This is a genomic window from Pantoea sp. ABR1s (assembly GCF_057812235.1).
On record NZ_CM173823.1, the window covers coordinates 3597153 to 3619127 of the forward strand.

The 21975-nt window shown below is 60.0% G+C and carries 15 protein-coding genes; 5 read left to right on the plus strand and 10 right to left on the minus strand.

Annotated elements, in window-relative coordinates; translation table 11 throughout:
- Positions 1 to 3 precede the first annotated feature (3 nt).
- The 5 genes from ACXKZD_RS16980 to ACXKZD_RS17000 all read right to left on the minus strand — a co-directional run bounded on the left by ACXKZD_RS16980 (position 4) and on the right by ACXKZD_RS17000 (position 12232).
- Positions 4 to 3105 carry a multidrug efflux RND transporter permease subunit gene (locus tag ACXKZD_RS16980; protein ID WP_488981759.1) on the minus strand — a complete coding sequence of 1034 codons (3102 nt, stop codon included), beginning with the start codon at positions 3103 to 3105 and terminating at the stop codon, positions 4 to 6.
- A complete protein-coding gene (locus ACXKZD_RS16985; RefSeq protein WP_488981760.1) occupies positions 3102 to 6311 on the minus strand; it encodes an efflux RND transporter permease subunit in 3210 nt (1069 codons plus the stop codon). Before ACXKZD_RS16985 ends, ACXKZD_RS16980 begins: the two co-directional genes overlap by 4 nt.
- Positions 6308 to 7519, minus strand: a complete 1212-nt coding sequence (locus ACXKZD_RS16990) for an MdtA/MuxA family multidrug efflux RND transporter periplasmic adaptor subunit (protein ID WP_033769515.1) — start codon at positions 7517 to 7519, stop codon at positions 6308 to 6310. The genes ACXKZD_RS16985 and ACXKZD_RS16990 overlap by 4 nt, the downstream gene beginning before the upstream one ends.
- Positions 7520 to 7939: 420 nt before the next feature.
- Positions 7940 to 9679, minus strand: a complete 1740-nt coding sequence (locus ACXKZD_RS16995; RefSeq protein WP_010251720.1) for a penicillin-binding transpeptidase domain-containing protein — start codon at positions 9677 to 9679, stop codon at positions 7940 to 7942.
- A 279-nt stretch (positions 9680 to 9958) separates the two neighbouring features.
- Positions 9959 to 12232 (minus strand): molybdopterin guanine dinucleotide-containing S/N-oxide reductase, encoded by a 2274-nt coding sequence (locus ACXKZD_RS17000; protein WP_488981761.1) that lies wholly within the window; start codon positions 12230 to 12232, stop codon positions 9959 to 9961.
- Between the two features lie 190 nt (positions 12233 to 12422).
- On the opposite strand from ACXKZD_RS17000, the gene galR reads away from it, so the two are divergent.
- Positions 12423 to 13424 (plus strand): HTH-type transcriptional regulator GalR, encoded by a 1002-nt coding sequence (gene galR / locus ACXKZD_RS17005; protein ID WP_010251726.1) that lies wholly within the window; start codon positions 12423 to 12425, stop codon positions 13422 to 13424.
- Positions 13425 to 13457: 33 nt separating this feature from the next.
- Here galR and ACXKZD_RS17010 read toward each other — a convergent pair whose 3' ends face one another.
- A complete protein-coding gene (locus ACXKZD_RS17010; RefSeq protein ID WP_488981762.1) occupies positions 13458 to 15830 on the minus strand; it encodes a beta-N-acetylhexosaminidase in 2373 nt (790 codons plus the stop codon).
- 249 nt (positions 15831 to 16079) lie between these two features.
- Here ACXKZD_RS17010 and nrdD point away from each other — a divergent pair, with 249 nt between their 5' ends.
- Positions 16080 to 18218 carry an anaerobic ribonucleoside-triphosphate reductase gene (gene nrdD / locus ACXKZD_RS17015; RefSeq protein WP_033759656.1) on the plus strand — a complete coding sequence of 713 codons (2139 nt, stop codon included), beginning with the start codon at positions 16080 to 16082 and terminating at the stop codon, positions 18216 to 18218.
- Positions 18215 to 18682: an anaerobic ribonucleoside-triphosphate reductase-activating protein gene (gene nrdG, locus ACXKZD_RS17020; RefSeq protein ID WP_488981763.1), complete on the plus strand. Its 468-nt coding sequence runs from the start codon at positions 18215 to 18217 to the stop codon at positions 18680 to 18682. The genes nrdD and nrdG overlap by 4 nt, the downstream gene beginning before the upstream one ends.
- On the opposite strand, the gene ACXKZD_RS17025 is transcribed toward nrdG, so the two are convergent.
- Positions 18674 to 19309, minus strand: coding sequence for an NAD(P)H-binding protein (locus ACXKZD_RS17025; RefSeq protein WP_062759372.1), 636 nt, complete (start codon positions 19307 to 19309; stop codon positions 18674 to 18676). The two genes, nrdG and ACXKZD_RS17025, sit on opposite strands and share 9 nt — an antisense overlap.
- A gap of 145 nt (positions 19310 to 19454) precedes the next feature.
- Here ACXKZD_RS17025 and ACXKZD_RS17030 point away from each other — a divergent pair, with 145 nt between their 5' ends.
- Entirely contained in the window at positions 19455 to 19976 is a 522-nt protein-coding gene (locus ACXKZD_RS17030) for a type 1 glutamine amidotransferase domain-containing protein (RefSeq protein WP_010251739.1), read from the plus strand.
- A gap of 34 nt (positions 19977 to 20010) precedes the next feature.
- On the opposite strand, the gene ACXKZD_RS17035 is transcribed toward ACXKZD_RS17030, so the two are convergent.
- Complete coding sequence (locus ACXKZD_RS17035; RefSeq protein ID WP_022625289.1) at positions 20011 to 20439, minus strand: YhbP family protein; 429 nt, start codon at positions 20437 to 20439, stop codon at positions 20011 to 20013.
- 75 nt (positions 20440 to 20514) lie between these two features.
- Here ACXKZD_RS17035 and ACXKZD_RS17040 point away from each other — a divergent pair, with 75 nt between their 5' ends.
- Positions 20515 to 20808, plus strand: coding sequence for a GIY-YIG nuclease family protein (locus ACXKZD_RS17040; protein ID WP_031292823.1), 294 nt, complete (start codon positions 20515 to 20517; stop codon positions 20806 to 20808).
- On the opposite strand, the gene ACXKZD_RS17045 is transcribed toward ACXKZD_RS17040, so the two are convergent.
- Complete coding sequence (locus tag ACXKZD_RS17045; protein ID WP_010251747.1) at positions 20792 to 21298, minus strand: GNAT family N-acetyltransferase; 507 nt, start codon at positions 21296 to 21298, stop codon at positions 20792 to 20794. The two genes, ACXKZD_RS17040 and ACXKZD_RS17045, sit on opposite strands and share 17 nt — an antisense overlap.
- The gene (gene ubiT, locus ACXKZD_RS17050; protein ID WP_010251750.1) at positions 21292 to 21816 is read right to left on the minus strand and encodes a ubiquinone anaerobic biosynthesis accessory factor UbiT; all 525 of its coding nucleotides are present in this window, start codon (positions 21814 to 21816) and stop codon (positions 21292 to 21294) included. The genes ACXKZD_RS17045 and ubiT overlap by 7 nt, the downstream gene beginning before the upstream one ends.
- Between the last annotated feature and the right edge of the window lie 159 nt (positions 21817 to 21975).

Genomic DNA, 21975 nt, shown 5'->3' on the forward strand with positions numbered 1-21975 from the left:
GGATCAGGATTCCGTAGGGCGCAGACGACGCCATTGACGTTGAGTGGCACGGCCCAGACGATCGAGCCAAAGATAAACAACCGGCGTGGTAAACAGCGTGAGCAGCTGGCTGAGCGCCAGTCCGCCCGCAATAGCGATGCCCAGCGGGCTGCGCAGATCGGCATCACCGCCGCTGCCCAGCGCCAGCGGCAACGCGCCGAAAAAGGCGGCCAGCGTGGTCATCATGATGGGCCGGAAGCGCATCAGGCACGCCTGGGTGATCGCCTGCTGTGGCGACATGCCCTGCCGCCGCTCCGCGTCGATGGCGAAATCGATCATCATGATGGCGTTCTTTTTCACGATGCCGATCAGAAGGATGATGCCAATCAGCGCGATCACCGTGAGCTGCGTGCCGGTCAGCAGCAGCAGTAACAGCGCGCCGACGCCCGCTGACGGCAGGGTCGAAAGAATGGTCAGCGGATGGATGTAGCTCTCATAGAGCACGCCGAGCACAAGATAGACCGCCGCCAGCGCCGCCAGAATCAGCCACGGCATGGTCGCGGTCAGCTGAGAAAAGGCGGCGGCGGTGCCGGCAAAACCGGCATGAAGGGTCGACGGCAGGCCCAGCTTCGCCATCGCCTGTTTTATCAGTTCCTGCGCCTGTTCCAGTGACACCCCCTCGTTGAGATTAAACGCCAGGGTGCTGGTCGCGGACTGGCCCTGATGCGCCACCGACAGCGGCGCGTTGCCGCCGCTGAAGCGGACAAAAGCGGAGAGCGGCACGCGGTCACCGCTGTCGTTAATCACATAAAGCTGCTGCAGCGTCTCGGGATTGGCAGTGTCGCTATCCTGCAGTGACATCACCACGTGATACTGATTCAGGGTGTGATAGAGCGTGGCGATCTGCCGCTGGCTGAACGCATTGTTCAGCAGCGTATCCAGCATGTTCACGTTGACGCCCAGCCGGGTGGCGCGATCACGATCGATGTTCAGCTCTACCTCCTGGCCGCCGGTCTGCGAATCGGAGTCCACGCTGTTAAGCTCGGGGATCGCCGCCAGCGCCGCCTGCACTTTCGGCGTCCAGGTGCGCAGCAGATCGAGATCGTCCGCCTGCAGACTGTACTGATACGTGGCGTTGGCGCTGCGTCCGCCAATGTGCAGGTCCTGCGCCGCCATCAGGAACATCTGCGCCCCGGCGATGTGACTGGTTTTGCGCGTCAGCCGGTTGGCCACCTCGGTGGCGGTCGCATCGCGCTGATCAAAATCTTTAAGCCGCACAAAGAAGTTGGCGCTGTTACGGGAGCCAAACATCCCGCTGCCCATCGACGACATCACGCTCTCTACCGCCGGATCTTCCTGAATGATCTGCGTGAACATCAGCATTTTCGGCTTCATCGCCTGGAACGAGATGTTCTGATCGGCGCGCAGCGCACCCATCAGCAGCCCGGTATCCTGATTGGGGAAGAAGCCCTTCTGCACCACGACGAAGAGAAAAACATTCAGTAGTACGGTCAGCAGCAGGCTGAGCAGCGTCAGTTTCTGATGGCGCATCACCCAGGCCAGCCCGCGCCCGTAGGCGGCCAGCAGACGATTCAGCTGGTTTTCAATCAACTGATAAAGCGGATGCGGCCGCTGGCTGACGGGCGGCTTTGGTTTCAGCAGGCGGGCGCAGAGCATCGGCGTCAGACTCAGCGAGACAAACAGCGAGATCAGCAGCGACACGGTGAGCGTCACGGCGAATTCGCGGAACAGCCGCCCGACAATACTGCCCATCAGCAGGATTGGGATGAACACCGCGATCAGCGACACGGTCATCGACAGCACGGTGAAGCTCACCTCCTGCGCCCCGCGCAGCGCTGCCCGCAGCGGGCTCAGCCCGCGCTCAATGTGACGGGTGATGTTCTCCAGCACCACAATCGCATCATCCACCACGAAGCCGGTGGCGATAATCAACGCCATCAGCGACAGGTTATCCAGGCTGTATCCCAGCAGATACATCACCGCGCAGGTGCCGATCAGCGACACCGGCAGTGCCAGCGCCGGAATGATCACCGCCTGCAGATTGCGCAGAAAAATAAACACCACCGCAATCACCAGCAGCACCGCGATCAGCAGCGTCTCTTCGGTGTCATACAGCGAGGCGCGCACGCCAGGCGAACGGTCAACCACCACGTTCAGCTGGCTGTCAGCAGGCAGACTCTTTTCCAGCTGCGGCAACTGCGCTTTTATCGCGTCGATGGTTTCCAGCATGTTGGCACCCGCCTGACGTTTGATACCGATCATCACCGCCGGTGTGGCATTCAGAAACCCCGCCTGATAGCGATCTTCTACCGAGTCATAGACCGTGGCGACGTCACGCAGCCGCACCGCGTTGCCCTGCTGATAAGTGATGATCAGATCGCGGTAGCTGGCCGCCTTCTCCAGCTGGCCGTTGCTGTCCACCAGCCACGACTGGTCACTGCCCTGTAAGATCCCTTTAGGCAGATTAGTGGTGCTGTTGGCGACGGCGGCACGCACCGTCTCCAGCGAGATGCCGTAATGGGTCAGCTTCAGCGGCTGCAGATCAATCCGCACCGCCGGTAAGGCGCTGCCCATCAGCGACACTTCGCCGACGCCCTGTACCTGCCCCATCTCCTGTTCGATTTTGCTCTCCGCCAGATCGTAGAGCTCGCCTGGCGTGCGGGTGGCAGAGGTCAGCGCCAGCATCACTATTGGCGCGTCTGACGGGTTGGCTTTGCGATAGGTTGGCAGCGAGGCCATTGCGCTGGGCAGCAGGCTGCGCGCCGCGTTGATTGCCGCCTGCACGTCGCGTGCCGCGCCATTAATATCGCGGTCCAGTTCAAACTGCAGGATGATGCTGCTGGAGCCCTGCGAGCTGCTGGAGGTCATCTCACTAATACCGGCAATCTGCCCCAGCGAACGTTCCAGCGGCGTAGCGACCGTCGCCGCCATGGTTTCCGGGCTGGCGCCTGCCAGACTGGCGCTGACCATGATGGTAGGAAAATCGACCTGCGGCAGCGGTGCCACCGGCAGCAGCCGGTAGCCCAGCGCGCCCAGCAGCAGGATCGCCAGCGTCAGCAGCAGCGTCGCCACCGGACGAAAGATAAACAGCCGGGTCAGATTCATTGCCCGCTCCGCGCCCGCTGCTGACGGCGTTTCACCCAGGCGTTACCGCGCTGCGCCAGCCCATCAAACAGGAGGTAGATGACCGGCGTGGAGAAGAGTGTCAGCACCTGACTGACAATCAGCCCGCCGACAATCACCAGCCCCAGCGGCTGACGCAGCTCTGCCCCGGAGCCGGAGGCCAGCATCAGTGGCAGCGCACCCAGCAGCGCCGCCATCGTCGTCATCAGAATCGGGCGGAAGCGCAGCAGGCAGGCCTGATGAATCGCGTCGCGCGCGCTGAGCTGCTGATGGTGTTCCGCCTCCAGCGCGAAGTCGATCATCATGATGGCGTTCTTTTTCACGATGCCGATCAGCAGTATCACCCCAATCAGCGCAATCAGGCTGAATTCGGTGCCCGCCAGTAGCAGCGTCAGCAGCGCGCCCACCGCCGCCGACGGCAGCGTAGAGAGGATGGTCACCGGATGGATAAAGCTCTCGTAGAGGATGCCGAGCACCACATACATGGTGATCAGCGCCGCCAGAATCAGCCACAGCGTGTTGCCGGTGGCGCTCTGAAACGCCGAGGTTTCCCCCTGATAACGCAGCGTGGTGCTCTCCGGCAGCTGCAGCTGCTGCCGTACTTCCGCGATCGCCCGCTGTCCATCCTCCAGCGAATAGCCCGGATTAAGGTTGAAGGAGATCATCACCGCCGGGAACTGATTCAGCCGCATGTGCATCAGCGAACCGGTGCGCTGGTGGATAGTGGCGATAGCAGTGAGTTTGACCATGCCGCTGCTGGTCGTGCTGGCGCTGGTGTCAGAGGCTGAAGTGGACGTCGACGAAGATGTTGACGTTGATGAAGTCGTGCTGGTGGATGACGACGCCGAACTGCTGCTGCCGGACGATTGCAGCCAGACATCATCAAACGACGCCGGACCCTGCTGGTATGCCGGAGCCACTTCCAGCACCACCCGATACTGATTCGACTGGGTGAAGATGGTCGAGACCAGCCGCTGACCAAAGGCATTATAGAGCGCGGTGTCCACGTCCGATGCAGTAATGCCGAAGCGCGCCGCTTTATCGCGGTTCAGCTCAACGTAAGAGACGCGCCCCTGATCCTGCAGGTTACTCACCACGCCATTAAACTCGGGCCGCTGCTGCAACGCCGCCACCAGTTTCGGCGACGCGCTGACCAGGTTTTCGCTGTCGGCATCATCGAGGGTGAACTGATACTGACTCGGCGAGACCTGATCGTTGACGGTGAGATCCTGCGCCGGTTGCAGATAGAGCCGGATGCCCGCCACATCGGCAGTCGCCTGTTTCAGCTGGCTGATCACCTCGCTGGCGCTGAGATCGCGGAAGCCAAACGGCTTAAGGTTGATCTGCAATCGTCCGCTGTTAAGGCTGGTGTTGGTGCCGTCGATGCCGATCGTCGATGAGACGCTCTCCACCGCCGGGTTTTTCAGGATCCGCGCCGACAACGCCTGCTGCCGCGTTGCCATGGCGTTAAACGAGACGTCCTGTGAGGCGACGGTAATGCCCTGAATCAGCCCGGTATCCTGGGTCGGGAAGAAGCCTTTCGGCACCATCATGTAGAGCAGCGCCGTCAGCCCGAAGGTGGCCAGCGCCACCAGCAGCGTCAGTTTCTGATGGTTCAGTACCACGGTCAGCACCCGGTCATAGCCGCGCACCAGGGCATCAAACAGCTCGCCGCCCTTGCGGGCAAATGTTGACTGCTGTTCGGGCGGAATGTGGCGCAGCAGCCAGGCACACAGCATCGGTGTCAGGGTCAGCGACACCAGCATTGACACCAGAATCGCCACCGCCAGCGTAATCGCGAACTCCCGGAACAGTCGCCCGACCACATCGCCCATAAACAGCAGCGGGATCAGCACCGCAATCAGCGAAAAGGTCAGCGAGATGATGGTGAAGCCAATCTGCTGTGAGCCTTTCAGCGCCGCCTCCATCGGTGACTCGCCCTGCTCCAGCCGCCGGGAGATGTTCTCGACCACCACAATAGCGTCATCAATGACAAAACCGGTGGCGATGGTCAGCGCCATCAGCGACAGATTATTCAGGCTGAAGCCCGCCAGATACATCACCCCAAAGGTGCCGACCAGCGACAGCGGCACCGCTACGCTCGGGATCAGCGTGGCAGCCACGTTGCGCAGAAACAGGAAGGTCACCATCACCACCAGCGCAATCGACAGCATCAGTTCAAACTGGACGTCGCTGATCGAGGCGCGAATGGTCTGGGTGCGATCGGAAAGAATGGTCATCTTCACCCCGTCCGGCAGCGCCGCCTGCAGCGCGGGGAGCTGCGCCTTGATGTTGTCCACCACCTGGATGACGTTCGCGCCCGGCTGGCGCTGCACGCTGATCACAATCGCGGGCTGGTTGTTGGCCCACGCCGACTGGAAGCTGTTTTCCGGACCCTGTTCAATGTGGGCGATATCTTTCAGGCGCAGCGCCGCGCCATTCTCATAGCTGAGGATCAGGTTCCCGTACTCGGTTGCGGTGCGCAGCTGGTCGTTGGCGTCGATGGTCACCGAATGATATTTCCCGTCAAAGCCACCTTTGGAGCCATTGACGTTGCTGTTACCAATCAGCGTATTTACCGCCTCCAGCGTCAGATGATGCGCCGCCAGCGCCTGAGGATTCATCTGCACCCGAATCGCCGGCTGGTGGCCGCCCGCCAGCGTCACCATCCCGACGCCGGAGATCTGCGACAGCTTCAGTGCCACCCGGGTGTTGACCAGATCCTGCACCGCGGTCAGCGGCAACGTGCTGGAGCTCGCCGCCAGCGTCACCACCGCGCTGTCCGCCGGATTGACCTTTTTGTAGGTCGGCGGATTGGGCAGGTCGTCGGGCAGCAGGTTATTCGCCGCATTGATCGCCGCCTGCACCTCCTGTTCGGCGACATCCAGCGACAGATCGAGGCTGAACTTCAGGGTAATGATCGAGGAGCCGCTGGCGCTGGTGGAACTCATCTGGCTCAGTCCCGCCATCTGCCCTAACTGGCGCTCCAGCGGTGAGGTGACCGACGATGCCATCACATCCGGGCTGGCACCCGGATAGAGCGTGGTGACCTGAATGATCGGATAGTCGACCTGCGGCAGCGCCGAGGTAGAGAGGAATTTCCAGGCAAAAATGCCGGCGATCAGCACGCCGACCATCAGCAGAATGGTGGCGACCGGACGCAGAATAAACAGGCGCGACGGGTTCATTTCGACACAGCACCCGCAGCGGCGGGCGTCTCATCAGCCAGCGACACTTTGCTGCCGCTGGTCAGACGATCGATCCCTTCCGTCACCAGCCGATCGCCCGGCGAAACGCCGCTGAGGATCGCCTGCTGATCGTCTCCGAAAGCGGGACCGGTGGTGACCGCTTTGCGCGTGACGCTGTGATCCTGATTAATCACAAAGACAAAACTGCCGTCGCTGCTCAGCTGCAGCGCCTGGGCCGGGATCACCGTCGCGCCTTTCAGCACCCGGGTCTGCAGCCGCAGATTCACAAACTGATTGGCAAACAGCGACTCATCCTGGTTGGCGAACACCGCTTTCAGCGCCACGGTGCCGGTGGCGGTGTCGATCTGGTTGCTGATGAACTTCACTTCGCCGCTGCCGAGCTGATGCTGGTTGTCCTGATCATACAGCGTGGCGGGCAGGCTCTGCCCCTGATGCAGCACGCTGACCAGCGTCGGGATTTCGCTTTGTGGCACGCTAAAGGTCACGGCGGCAGGCTGCATCTGGGTGATGGTCACCAGACCGGTGCTGCTGGCACTCTGAACCATGTTGCCGGGATCGACCTGACGCAGGCCGACGCGCCCGCTGATCGGGGCGGTGATCCGGGCATATTCAATGCTGAGTCTGGCACTGGCGATCTGCGCCTGATCGGCGGCGACGGCACCGCGATACTGCCCGACGGTGGCAATCTGGCTGTCCAGATCCTGACGCGCCAGTGCATCCTGCGCCGCCAGTTTGCGGTAGCGCGCCAGCGTCAGCTCCGCACTTTTCAGCAGCGCCTGGTTTTCGCTGAGTTCGCCCTGATACTGGTTAAGCGTGGCCTGAAAGCTGCGCGGATCGATCTGCGCCAGCAGCTGCCCGGCGCTGACTTTCTGCCCCTCGGTAAAGAAAACCTGCTCCAGCTGGCCGTCAACGCGGCTGGTCACCGTGACGCTGGCGTTGGGGATGACCGTGCCGAGTGCATTCAGCCACACCGGCACATCCGCCGTGCTGGCGACACCGCTGTGAACCAGCGTTGCCCCTCCGCCCATCATGCCATGCGCACCCGGTCTGCCCGACGGCATCCCCTCGCCCGGCCCGTGACCTGCCGCCAGCAGACGCCAGATAACCCCAGCGACAATCGCCGCCACCAGCAACAGGAGCAGCCATTTAAGCCCAAAGGAACGCGTGGGGCGAGAAAGGTGAGTCATCGTCGAACTCTTCAGATAAGCAAAAAAAGAAATCCCGGAACGTGCGGAATGCGGCAGTGAGCGGCGGCGAGCAAAAAAGCGCCAGGCTTCACGGCGGCCATTATCAGTGAAAGGCGACGCGCCTTTCTATTGGCAAACTGTCAGGGTTTCGTTAAGAACGATGTTGATTTAGCGGGGGTTTTTACAGCGGTAACGGCAGGCTCAGGCGAGCAGGCAAAAAAAACCCACGCATCTGCGTGGGTCGGTGTAATAACAGGGTCTCACTGCCGAAGCGGTGTTGTTTTCACACCCATCAATACCTCTGGGACTGCTATCCTCGCACTGATTGACCGCGCGGAGACAGCAGGAAAACGCAACCGAATTCGGGGAAGTGCAACGAGGTGTGAATATCCTTCACGCCTCGCTTACACTCTGATTTGTCTAAGATTTATCTGAAGGAGTGGCCGCCGGTTTGGTGTAGATGGCATCCGGTGCAATATTCATGTGTTTCAGTACCGGTCCCATGATATTGCCGAACACCGGCGCAGCAACCGAGCCACCGAAGTGATCGCCCGCCGTCGGATGGTTGATCATCACCACCAGCGCCACTTCAGGATGGCTGGCGGGAGCGAGACCGGCGGTGTAGTTGACGTAGCCGCCATCATACTTGCCGCTGGTGCCCATTTTTTCCGCCGTACCGGTTTTGGTTGCCAGACGGTAGCCCGGCACCGCAGCTTTCAGCCCGGTTCCGCCCGGCAGGACGTCACTCTCCAGCATGTGCACCACCTCTTTCACCGTTTCCGGGTTGGCGACCTGGCGTCCCATGACCGGTGGCGTAACGCGGGTGATCGACAGCGGACGGTAAATGCCATAGGAGCCGAGCGTGGCGTATTCGCGGGCAATCTGCAGCGGCGTCACACGCAGGCCATAGCCAAAGGAGAAGGTGGCCCGCTCGATATCTGCCCAGCGGGTGCGGTGCAATGGAAAGTAGCCGACGCTTTCGCCGGTCAGCCCTAAGCCGGTTGGTTTGCCAAGGCCGAACGCATGATAGGTGTTGACCAGCGCTTCGGCGGGCATCGCCAGCGCGAGGTGTGACACGCCAATGTCGCTCGATTTTTGCAGAATGCCGGTCATGGTCAGGCGCGGCCAGTGGCCGACGTCGCGGATCAGGTGGCCGTTAACGCTGTAAGGCGTGGTGTCGATCACCGAATCCGGGCGCACCAGGTGGCGCTCCAGCGCTTCCATCACCACTAACGGCTTGACGGTCGATCCCGGTTCGTAGCTGTCATTGATGGCAGAGTTACGCATCTGCGCGGGCGTTGCCCCTTCATAGTTGTTGGGGTTGAACGACGGATAGGAAGCCATCGCCAGAATCTCGCCGGTGTCGATTTTCACCAGCACGGCCGCACCCGAGTCCGCCTTATTAATCAGTACGCCGTCGCGCAGTTTGCTGTAGAGCGTGTACTGGTCATATTTGTCGATGCTGAGCTGTACCGTCGGCGGCTGGGTCGGCGGCTGATAGTTGATCATCGCGATGATATTGCCCGCGGCATCCTGCCGATAGACCTCTTTGCCCGGCTCGCCCTGCAATACTTTATCAAAGCCCTTTTCCAATCCGTTCAGGCCGACGTTATCCGCCCCGACGATACCGATCAGCGGCGCAGAGGCCTCGCTCATCGGATAGAAACGGCTGTCGTCATAGACTTCGCTGATGCCTTTCAGCTTCAGCTCTTTAATATCTTTGGCAATGCCCAGCTCGACTTTACGCCCCAGATAGAGGAAGCGACGTTTCGGGTTGGCGGTGATCTGCGCCGCCAGCTCTTCGGGACGGGTGTTGAGCGCCGCCGCCAGATAGGCCCATTTGGCACTGGTAAAATCGGGGTTGCTCTCCAGCACGCGCTGCGGATCGGCAATCACGTCGCGCGACGGGACGCTGAGCGCCAGCGCTTCACCGTTACGATCCAGCAGCGTGCCGCGACTGGTCGGCAGCGTCACGGTACGCAGCGATCGCTGATCCGCTTCGTGCTCCAGCATCGGCTGATTCAGGAACTGCAGGTCCGCGACGCGCGCCAGCAGCACCACCAGACAGGTCGTGACACCCAGGCAGATCAGTCGGAAACGAAAAGGGTTAAACGGCGCTTTTATCTGGTCTTTTCCCAGTAGTTTTTTAATCCGGGGCATGGCATTCCGCTGCGCAAAATAAAGAGAAAGGGGCTGGTGCCAGCAGTTATAAAGAAAGCGCTGGCCGTATAACAGGAAAACTGTGTATCAGTTCGTTATCGGCAGCCGATTTCTGGCAAAAAAAAACCTGCGCATCTGCGCAGGTTGGTGTAATCAAGAAAATCTATTGATGTTCACCCATCAATACCTCTGGGACCCTGAATGTAGCAAGAGGGATCGATCGGCTGCCATCTCTCAAACGCAACAGTTACCGGCAAAATGTAACCAGCCATGAGATCCTTACGCTATTGTGCAATCCTGATGTTTTTTGATTTCCACCAGGCAGCTCATGGCGTTTGGCCCCTGCGTCAGCGACGAGGTGCCGATGTCGAGCGTCAGCACGTTGGGGTTACCCGCGCGATCGTGCGGCTGCCACGCCTTGCCAAAGCCGGGATCAAACCAGGCGCCGGTGGCGATAATCACCACGCCCTGCGTCACGCCATCGGTGATCCGCACGCCCGCCAGCATCACGCCGCGTGCGTTGCTCACCTCTATCTCGTCGCCCTCCACCAGCCCGCGCGCGGCCGCATCCTGCGGATGCATGTAGAGCGTTTCGTGTCCGGCGGTTTTATTGCCCTGCACCGTTTCTGTAGCATCCAGCTGACTGTGTAACCGGTCGGAAGGCTGAATCGAGATCATGTGCAGCGGATAGTCGCGGCTGACCGGCGAACCGAGCCACTCCTGCGGTTCACGCCATTCCGGATGGCCGGCGAAATCGTCCAGCTGGTAGTCTGCAATGGTCTGGCTGAAGAGCTCGATTTTGCCGCTGGCGGTTTTAATCGGATTGGCCTGCGGATCGGCACGGAAATCATCCATAAACTGATAGGGTTTGCCCCCTTCGGGGATCTCCACAAAGCCGCGCTGCCAGAACTCCTCAAACGACGGGAAATCGATGCCTTTACGCTGATGCGCGGTCGCACACTGCTGATAAAGATGGGCGATCCACTGCATCTCGTTGCGCCCTTCGGTGAAGGTATCGCGGTAGCCGAGGCGCTCCGCCAGGTCAGCAAAAATATCGAAGTCGTTGCGCGCCTGATGCTGCGGTTTAATCGCCTGATGCATCGCCAGCACAAAGCGGTCGCGTGAGGAGCCGCCGATGTCATTGCGCTCCAGCGTGGTGGTCGCAGGCAGCACAATGTCCGCCATCTGCGCGGCGGGTGTCCAGACGATATCCTGCACCACGACCGTATCGGGCCGCTGCCAGCCCTCCACCAGCCGGTTGAGCTGCTGGTGATGATGGAAAGGATTGCCGCCCGCCCAGTGCACCATGTGAATGTCGGGATAGTGCAGGGTTTCGCCCTGAAAGCGGTAAGGCTGGCCGGGATTGAGCAGCATATCGCTGATCCGCGCCACCGGAATCGACAGCCCGGAAGGATTGGGGCCGGTGCTCATCATCGGAGCCGGACCGTCCTGGCGCGGGTTGCCGACGCTGTTCATCGAACCGTGACCAAAAGAGAAACCTGCGCCCGGCAGGCCTGGCTGGCCGAGCATCGACGACAGCGCAATCATCATCCAGTAAGGCTGCTCGCCGCGATGGGCGCGCTGAACGGAATAGGAGCAGGTAATAAAGCTGCGCTTGCCGGTGAGCTGCTGCGCCAGCTGCACAATGCGATCGGCCGGGATGCCGGTGATACGGCTGGCCCAGCCGGCGGTTTTCGCCACGCCGTCGGTTTCGCCCAGCAGATAGGCGCGCAGCTGCGGCCAGCCGGTGCAGTGGCTGGCGAGAAACGCTTCGTCAACCGCGCCGCGCTGGGTGATCTCATGTCCCAGCGCCAGCATCAGCGCCACGTCGGTGTTGGGGCGAATCGGAATCCATTCGGCGTTAACAAATTCCGGGCAGTCATCGCGCATCGGGCTGATGTTGACCACCGGCGTGCCTTTGGCCGCCAGCTGCATCAGCGCCGGTTTCAGGCTGTGCTGCCCTGCGCCCCCCGAGGCGACCTGGGCGTTTTTCAGCGCCAGCCCACCAAAGGCGACAAAAATTTCGGCATGTTTCACCACCTGCGGCCATTCGGTGACGCGCCCGGTCAGCGGCATGTAGGTGCCAATAACATAGGGCAGGAAGAACTGCGCGGCGCCCCAGCTGTAGTTACCCTGCTGATCAACGCCGCCGCCGCCCTGAAAGTAGAAGCGACGAACCAGAGTGCGGGCATGGTTGACGCGACCGGCCGATGACCAGCCGTAGGAGCCGTTGAAAATGCCCGATGCGCCATAGCGCTCGCGAATGCGGCGATTCTCCTCCGCCACCAGATCCAGCGCGGTTTCCCAGTCGACGGCAACAAAATCTTCCCGGCCACGCAGCGTACGGTCGCTCTTTTCGCGTGACTTCAGCCACGAGCGCCGCACCATCGGCTGACGAATGCGTTTGTCGGAATAGACCAGTTCAGGAATGGTGTGGATCATCGGTGACGGATCGGCATCGGCGAAGAAAGGTTCGCAGCCAATCAGGCGATCGTTTTCAGTGACGGCGGTAAAGGCGCCCCAGTGCGCCAGATGTGGCACTTTGGTTTTCATCGTTGTTTTTCACGGTAGCCAGGTGGGAGATTGAGCATAGCATGGTGCGACGCCTCAGCAGAAGACGTGCAGCAGTGACCGTTTTTACCCCTTTTTGCGACGACGCTGGCATTCTGTCGGGTTGATGTGTCCGCCCTTTTCCGTAACACTGATGCGATGTGTAAACGTTTTCCCCAAAGCAGGTCAACGCATGGCTACCATAAAGGATGTTGCGCGACTGGCTGGCGTTTCTGTCGCCACAGTCTCCCGTGTAATCAATAATTCTCCCAAAGCCAGCGACAGCTCCCGACAGGCCGTAGGTCAGGCGATGGAGCAGCTTCAGTATCACCCGAATGCCAACGCACGTGCGCTGGCGCAGCAATCGACCGAAACGCTCGGCCTGATTGTCGGTGACGTCTCCGATCCCTTTTTTGGCGCAATGGTTAAAGCCGTGGATGAGGTGGCAGGTGACACCGGTAACTTTTTGCTGATTGGTAACGGTTACCATAATGAGCAAAAAGAGCGGCAGGCGATTGAACAACTGATGCGTCACCGCTGCGCGGCGCTGGTGGTTCACGCCAAGAAAATCCCGGATGCAGAACTGGAAGTGCTGATGAAGCAGGTGCCTGGCATGGTGCTGCTGAACCGGCTGATAAAAGGCTTTGAAAAGCGCTGCATCGCGCTCGACGACCGCTACGGCGCCTGGCTGGCGACCCGTCATCTGATCCAGCTTGGCCACCAGAATATCGCCTTTATCTGCTCGACCCACACTATCTCCGATGCAGAAGATCGCCTGCAGGGCTACTACGATGCGCTTAAAGAACATGGCCTGCCGTGCAGCGATCGGCTGGTCACCTGGGGTGAACCGGATGAAGTGGGCGGTGAGCAGGCGATGACGGAACTGCTGGGTCGCGGCAAGAATTTCACCGCCGTCGCCTGCTACAACGACTCAATGGCCGCCGGCGCGCTGGCGGTGCTGAGCGATAACGGCGTTCGGGTGCCGGAAGAGATGTCGCTGATCGGCTTCGATGATGTGCTGGTTTCGCGCTATGTGCGACCGCGCCTCACCACCATCCGCTATCCGATTGTCACCATGGCGCAGCAGGCGGCCCAGCTGGCGCTGGCGCTGGCTAACAATCAGCCGCTGCCGGAAGTGACCCACATGTTCAGCCCGACCCTGGTGCGCCGCCACTCGGTCAGCGGCCCGGCCTGAGGACGCTATGGCCGGTTAATCCGGCCGCAGCGTTTACTGAAAGGCGCGCAGCAGCGTCTCCAGCGGCCTGACCAGCGCAATCACTGTTTCATCCTGTACCTCTGCGGCGGCATCCAGTGTCGCACGCATCTCCGCCACTTCACTGGCACCAAACGCCTGATTGCGAACGTAAGCATTAACCAGCGCGAGGCCCATGGCGCTCAGCGCCTCGATCTGCTGCACGCTCTGTGCCAGCGGCTTCAGCGTTGCACTGGCGTTAATGATCGGCAGCACCGCGCTGGTGTTAGCCTGCCAGCGCTGCAGCGGCGCGCGAACCGCAGAGGCGGCAGCCGGATTATTACGATTGGCGATTAACACGGCGACCTGCTGCTCCAGCTGACGTACCGCCTCACTCTCAGCGGGCAGTACATCTGCCAGCCGGTTCAGGGGTTCATGGTAGTCGTAATGGCCCGCCTGAAACTTGAGATGCTGGCGCGTGTAGTATTGCGCCGGTTCCAGCACCTCGGCCAGTACCCGCAGTGGGGCGATGTCATGCCCCCTGGCCAGCCGCATCATCTGCTGCTCCGTCTGCGCGTGTTGCAGCGTTCCGACCGACACGCTGCTCCAGCGATCCATCGCCGCCAGCCGCGAATACATCGAGTCGGTATTGGTGACATCCTGTGCCGACCATAACCGCTCGGCCACCACAAAGGCGCGCGGCCACAGTTTGGTATCAATAATCTGGCTGTTGATGTTTTCCGCCCACAGCGCCGCCTCGCCACCCAGCAGATTTTGCTGCACCTGCGCAGGTGTGGGCAGCGCGGGCGCGATGCCCGCAGGCGTCTGCGCCAGCCGTTGGCCGGTGGTGGGATAACGCACGTTGCCTACCTCTGCATAACCTTTGAGGGCGTTCTGTTGCAGCGTGAACACCGGCTGGAACGGCCCCATCCAGCTATCCACGCTAAACCGCACCTGCTGAGTCGAGAGCCAGTTGATCTGACCGACCATCCGGCGGGCTTTGCCATCGAAGTCGATAAAACCGCGCCAGCCTGGTTCTCCCTGTATCAGCGTAAAGCTGCCCTTCACCGGGCTGCCTTTCAGCCGCGGCATGGTGAATGACCAGCTCTGCGCCTGGTCGCCTGGCCGCAGACGATCCTGGCCGTTGAGGCCCTGTGGCGTGACCTCATTGCGGTAGTGATAGCTGGCAGGCTGAGGCTGATCGAGGTAGAAACCGGTGGAGAGGATGCCGCGGTAGTTCTCTTTTGCCAGCGCGCTCAGCGCATCCTGGCCCTGCCACGACTGGATCAGAATACTGCGCGGCAAGTCGGGATGGGCAATCTCATCCCAGCCCACCATCTGACGGTGATGGGCTTCCAGGATCTTCTCTACCCGCTGATTGAAATATGCCTGAAGCGCATGGGCATCTTTCAGATCGTGGTCGCGCATAAACTGCTGAATCGCGGGCGAGTCGTTCCACTGTGTCGGATCCACCTCATCGCCGCCAATGTGCAGCCAGGGATCGGGGAAGATCGCCGCCATCTCACCCACCAGCGTGTCGATCACCTGATAAACCTGTTCGTTGCTGGGATCGAGCAGCGGTTTAAAGACGCCCCAGCCGCGCTCCATCTGCCAGGGGCCGGGTGCGCTAATCAGCTCTGGCATCGCCACCGCCAGCGCAGAAGCATGTCCCGGCATATCCAGCTCGGGCACCACACGCACCCCGCGATCGGTGGCATATTTCACGATCTCCCGCATCTGCTGCTGGCTGTAATAGTTGCCATCGCTGGCTTTCTGCTGCAGCTGGGGATAGTGGCTGGAGGCGAAGCGCCAGCCCTGATCATCGGTAAGATGCCAGTGAAAGACGTTCATTCGCGCGGCGGCGATGCCGTCGATCTGACGTTTAAGCGTCTCCACCGGCATAAAGTGACGCGCCGTGTCGATCAGCACGCCGCGCCACGGAAAGCGCGGATGATCGTGGATGGTGACATAAGGAATGGTTGTCCCCTGTGCGCCGTTTTGTATCAGCTGCAGCAGGGTTTCCATGCCGCGCATCGCGCCGAAACGGCTGGGCGCGGTTAACAGGACGCCGTCGCCATCGACCTGCAACTGATAGCTCTCATCGCTATCAGGCAGCGGCAGCGGATCCACCGCCTTCACAATGACGATGCGGATAGTCGGTGCTGCCACCGGCTGGGTGGCGGGCAACAGCGGCCAGCCGGTCTGATTACTGATGCGCTCCAGCCAGCGCGCTTCGGCACCCGCCAGATGATCGCCGGAGATTTGCAGCGTCAGCTGCGGCGTCAGGATAAGCGTGCCGCCGCTGGCGGGCTGTTCCACCTGTTGCGGCCAGGGCATCAGCGGCAGCGAACTGGCCAGAGCGATCGGGCAGAGGGCTGAGAGCAGGAGCAGAGAACGGGGTAACCACATTGGCGGGCATCCTTGTAACGTCAACGTTTTGACAGGGCAGAACGTTGATTAAAGTTGCTGCACGCCAATCCGCCAGTGGATCCTGCAGGAAACCTGAACCAGCACCCGATTTTTTACATCAGCCGGAGTTTTCCAGCGGGTTGAGGCTTCCTTGTTTCAGGTCAAATCTGATCGCAATAATTCTCAGCAATCACTACATGTAGCGAATAGAATCCTTTCTACCCCTATATGTAGTTTATGGAGAGAGAAATGGCGACGGTGGTAATCAAGCGTGATGGATGCCGGACAGGCTTTGATGCGCAGCGTATTGAGCAGGCCGTGGCGGCGGCGGCACGGGCAGCCGAAGTAGAAGACGCGGCCTGGTGCGCGCAGGTCGCTGAGCGCGTGGCATTGCGGCTGGCCGATTGTCCGGAAGTGGATATCCGTGAAATTCAGTGTGCGGTAGAAGAGACGCTGATGGCGGGTCCTTACCCTCAACTGGCCCGCGCCTACATTGAATACCGCCACGATCGCGACGTCGCCCGCGATCGTCAGAGCCAGTTACATCACGCCATTCGCGGACTGGTCGATCAGACCAATGCGGCGCTGCTGAACGAGAATGCCAACAAAGACAGCAAAGTGATCCCTACGCAGCGCGATCTGCTGGCCGGGATCGTGGCAAAACACTACGCACAGCAGCAGATCCTGCCGCGCGATGTGGTGCTGGCGCACGAGCGCGGCGAGATCCACTATCACGATCTCGACTACTCCCCTTTCTTCCCGATGTTCAACTGCATGCTGATCGATCTGAAAGGCATGCTGACCAACGGTTTCAAAATGGGCAATGCTGAAATCGAGCCGCCTAAATCGATCGCCACCGCCACCGCCGTGACGGCGCAGATCATCGCGCAGGTCGCCAGCCATATTTACGGCGGCACCACCATTAACCGTATTGATGAAGTGCTGGCCCCGTTTGTTGAGCAGAGCTATGCCCGGCATCTGGCAATTGCGGAGCAGTGGCAGATCCCGCAGGCCGAGCAGTATGCGCGCCAGCGTACGGAGAAAGAGTGCTACGACGCCTTTCAGTCGCTGGAGTATGAGGTGAATACCCTGCACACCGCCAACGGCCAGACGCCGTTTGTCACCTTTGGTTTTGGTCTGGGGACGGACTGGGCGGCCCGGCTGATTCAGCAGTCGATTCTGCTTAACCGGCTGGCCGGACTGGGTAAAAATCGCAAGACGGCGGTGTTCCCTAAACTGGTGTTCAGCATTCGCGAAGGCGTCAACCGCCGGGCGGGCGACGTTAATTACGATATCAAACAACTGGCGCTGGAGTGCGCCAGCAAGCGGATGTATCCCGACATCCTCAATTACGATCAGGTGGTTAAAGTCACCGGCTCGTTTAAAACCCCAATGGGCTGCCGTAGTTTCCTTGGCGTTTATGAAGAGAACGGCGAGCAGATTCATGAGGGCCGCAACAATATCGGGGTGATCAGCCTGAACCTGCCGCGCATCGCACTGGAAGCGGGCGGTGATGAAGCGCGCTTCTGGACGCTGCTCGATGCGCGACTGCAGCTGGCTAAGCGGGCGCTGATGACGCGGGTGGCGCGGCTGGAGAAGACCAAAGCGCGCGTGGCGCCCATCCTCTATATGGAAGGCGCCTGTGGCGTTCGGCTGAATGCGGATGATGAAGTCGGTCCTATTTTCCGTAATGGCCGCGCGTCGCTGTCGCTGGGCTATATCGGCCTGCATGAAACCCTGAATGCGCTCAGCGGCGGTCATCAGCATCCTTACGATGACGCGGCCCTGCGCGCCAAAGGGGTAGAGATCATTGCTTACATGCGCGATGCCACCGAGCGCTGGAAAGCAGAAACAGGCTATGGGTTCAGCCTTTACAGCACGCCAAGCGAGAATCTGTGCGACCGCTTCTGCCGTCTTGATGCGGCGCAGTTTGGTCTGGTGCCAGGCGTTACCGACAAGGGCTACTACACCAACAGCTTCCATCTTGACGTTGAGAAGAAGGTCAATCCTTACGACAAAATCGACTTTGAAGCGCCCTATCCGCCGCTGGCGAATGGCGGATTCATCTGTTACGGCGAATACCCGAATGTGCAGCACAACCTCAAGGCGCTGGAGGATGTCTGGGATTACAGCTACGACCGCGTGCCCTATTACGGCACCAATACCCCGATTGATGAGTGTTACGAGTGCGGCTTCAACGGCGAGTTCACCTGTACCAGCCGCGGCTTCACCTGTCCGAATTGCGGCAACCACGATCCGGCGCGCGTCTCCGTTACCCGGCGGGTCTGCGGCTATCTGGGCAGCCCGGATGCGCGGCCCTTTAATGCCGGTAAACAGCAGGAAGTGCAGCGTCGGGTGAAGCATCTGTCTGAAGGACCGCTGGGATGATGCACATCCATCGCTACTATGATGTGGATATCGTTAATGGACCCGGCACCCGCTGCACGCTGTTTGTCGCTGGTTGCGAACATCAGTGCCGCGGCTGCTATAACCAGAGCACCTGGCGGATCGACTCCGGCGTGCCCTTTACGCTTGCGATGGAGGAGCAACTGCTGGCGGATTTGCAGGACACCCGCATTCCACGCCAGGGATTGTCGCTGAGTGGTGGCGATCCGCTGCACCCGCATAACGTGCCGCACATTCGCCGTCTGGTGAAACGGGTGCGGCAGACGTGTCCCGGTAAAGATATCTGGCTCTGGACCGGTTACCGGATGCAGGAGCTGAATGCGGCGCAGCGCGCTGTGCTGGTCTATCTCGACGTGCTGATCGATGGCCGTTTTGTCGAAGAGGAGAAGGATGCCACGCTGCAATGGCGCGGCAGCCGTAATCAGATTATCTGGCAGTTACGCTGAGTGGCGCGGGATTTCGCCAGACTCAATGATATTGACGCTCTCACTCCCCGGCGTAAAAGCCTGCTGGTGCAGACAGCGTGCCACGTCGTGCGCGCTGACCGCCCGCCAGTTGCCCGGCAGCAGCGAAAACAGCGGTCCCGCCAGACTTTCGCCCCGGCGCTTCTGCGCGCGATCCCCAAGCAGCAATGAAGGCCGCACCAGCGTCAGGCGAGGCCAGCCCTGATGGCGCAGCGCATTCTCCATTTCGCCTTTGACGCGATTGTACAAAAACGGCGAGTGACGACTGGCCCCGTGCGCGCTGACCACCAGCATCTGCTTCGCCCCCAGACGTAATCCGCTTAACCCGCTGTCCACCACCAGGGTGTAATCAACGTGGATAAAAGCCTGTTTACTGCCCGCCTGCTTACGCGTGGTGCCCAGGCAGCAGAACACCGTGTCCAGCGAGCTTTGCAGCGGCCCGAGTACATCGGTGAGATCGGCCTCAACCGGATTCACCACCTTGTCCATGGCGGGTAGTGGCCGACGGGTTGGCGCGATGATCTCATCGACGCGTGGATCCTCAATCAGTAAGCGCAGCAGATGCGACCCGACTAAGCCGGTGGCACCGGTCAGTAATACGCGATTCATCTCAGATTCATCCTTATTTCACTGCTGACTGGTTAAAAGATAGCTGATCTTAACGGGCTGGCTTGCGTTCTCACTCTCAGCGACCAGGCTTATAGCGTTATCCGGAAAGCGCGTCTCGCGCTCCACATGCTGAAGGAGGAAAAAAATGAGCAAGAAAGTGGCGGTTTTAATTACCGATGAATTTGAAGACTCAGAATTTACCTCACCTGCGGAAGTTTACAAACGCGCTGGTTTTGAGGTGGTTACCATTGAGAAACAAGCCGGTAATGTCGTTAAAGGCAAGAAAGGCGAAGCGGAAGTGACCATCGATCGCAGCATTGATGACGTCAGCCCGGCTGAATTTGACGCTCTGCTCCTGCCTGGCGGTCACTCGCCCGATGCCCTGCGCGGCGACGATCGTTTTGTTGCTTTTACCAAAGAGTTTGTCGCCAGCGGCAAGCCAATTTTTGCCATCTGCCACGGGCCACAGCTGCTGATTAGCGCTAACGGCGTGCGTGGTCGCAAGATGACTACCGTTAAAGCCGTTGCCATTGACCTGATCAATGCCGGTGCCGACTTCCATGACAAGGAAGTGGTGGTAGACGACGATAAGCTGGTCACCAGCCGCACTCCGGCCGATTTACCGGCCTTTAATCGTGAATCCCTGCGGATCCTCGAAGCGCTGTAAGCCGCGACGCCCTTTTCTGCTGAAAAGGGCGTTTCTATTTCTCCCGCTGCCAGGCAATTTTCTTGCCGAATCCCAGCGCATTATCCGTCATCTTCACTTCATCCAGCACAATCTCCCACAGCGGTGCCGACACTTTGCGTGAGACCGGAAAACGTTTCTGGTAAGCGGCTCTGGCGATCTGCTCTGTTGTCTCCTCCAGCCGTTTGACATGGCCACGATACTGCACCCCTTTAATCAGCAGCACACTTCTGGGCTGGCCATTGACGGTGCCCGCAACCTGCGGATTCTGCACCATTAACTCACCATGGCGGGTATCGGGTTCCGTCATGATCCAGAAGACCATGCGCGTCTCGTCAAAGACGTAGTAGCAGTTAGCGCACCACAGTTGATCGTCGGCGGTACAGCAGAGTGAAAGCACATGCTGCTTTCTCAGATAGCGAACCAGATGGGCGTGATCGGACAAGATAAACTCCTGGCGGTGCACCGGAGAGTGAAGCGCGCTACACTGCCCGGCACCTTTTTTTGGGAAATGATTGCGATGAGTCAGCAGTGGCAACTCTACATCGTCCGTACGGCGAAAGGGAGCCTGTACACCGGTATCACCACGGATGTGGTGCGCCGGGTCGCTCAGCACCAGAGCGGACGCGGCGCCCGCGCGCTGCGCGGCAAAGGGCCGCTGGACCTGGTGTTTCACTGTGACGCGGGCGATCGCGCCAGCGCCTCCAGACTGGAGTATCAGGTCAAGCAGCTGACCCGCCAGCAGAAATTACTGCTGGTGGCGGGCCAGCCCGGCTGTCTGGAGAGCTGGCTGGGTATTACGGCTGGCGATTAAAGGGTTCGGCGTAGTCGATCTGCCCTTCCGCCCCGTCATACGCATTATCCGCCAGACGGTAGACCTGGAACGTTGCCTCTGTGCCCGGCCAGCGGCTGCGCAGGCCGTGGCGTGCCGCCGGTTCAAAACCAAAACGGTTGAACAGCGCCGGATCGCCCAGCACCACTACCGCGCTGTAGCCAAATTCATTGAGCGTATCCAGCCCCTCATAGATCAGCTTGCTGGCAATTCCCTGACCGCGCAGCGTCTCATCGACGGCCAGCGGTGCCAGCCCAACCCAGCCGCGATCTTCACCCTGAACGCTGACCGGACTGAATGCGGCATAACCCAGCACCTGTCCCTCGTCATCCGTCGCGACCACGCCTAAGGTCAGCAAGCCATCTTCACGCAGCGCCTGAGTCAGTTCCGCCTCTGCAGAGGTACTGAAGCAGCGTCTGAGCAGCGCGTCGATGCCTGCGGCATCCACGCCAATTTCACTACGAATCAACATGCAGCACCTGCGCGCGCCTGAGCGGCCTTCGCGTCCTGTTTCATGCCGGCGTCGACAAATGCCGCCATCTGCTCAATTGCCGTGCGTAACGCGGTGGGCATAGCCTCGGGTTCAATAGCATCCATTACGTTCTTCACCTCAAGTCCCAGTTCAGTGTCACCTTCAATCACCAGCCGGCGTTGAAAGAACAGCATGTCGGGATCTGCTTTACGTGCTGCCACCAGCAACAGATCATTGGCATTGCCCCGAAACCAGACATCCGCTTCGGACTGTTGCAATACCGCCAGTCGGCCGTCCTGCAGCGTGGTTATCCATTGCAGATTGAGATCGGCAATTTCAATACCCAGCAGGCGACCATCCAGAAAGTCTAACTCACCTTCAGCCAAAGCATGACGAAATTGCCAGTTTAAGAGTTGTTGCAGAAGCAACTTTTTGACCGGGAATGGGGTGAACGCAGCGGGTAACCCTAAGATTTTAGGACCGTTTTTCACACAATGGGCATGTATCCGCTCTAACACTTTCGTCACTCCCTTCAGAAAATTTTACGTATATTGCCATATCCTTTTCTGCGCGCCTCCTCTGAGATCAATAAAAACCGCTGCCATGCAGGTAAAAAAAGCGCCGCCGGGCGGATGAATTTGAATTTCACTGCCCCAAATCAACACGCAGCCCGGACC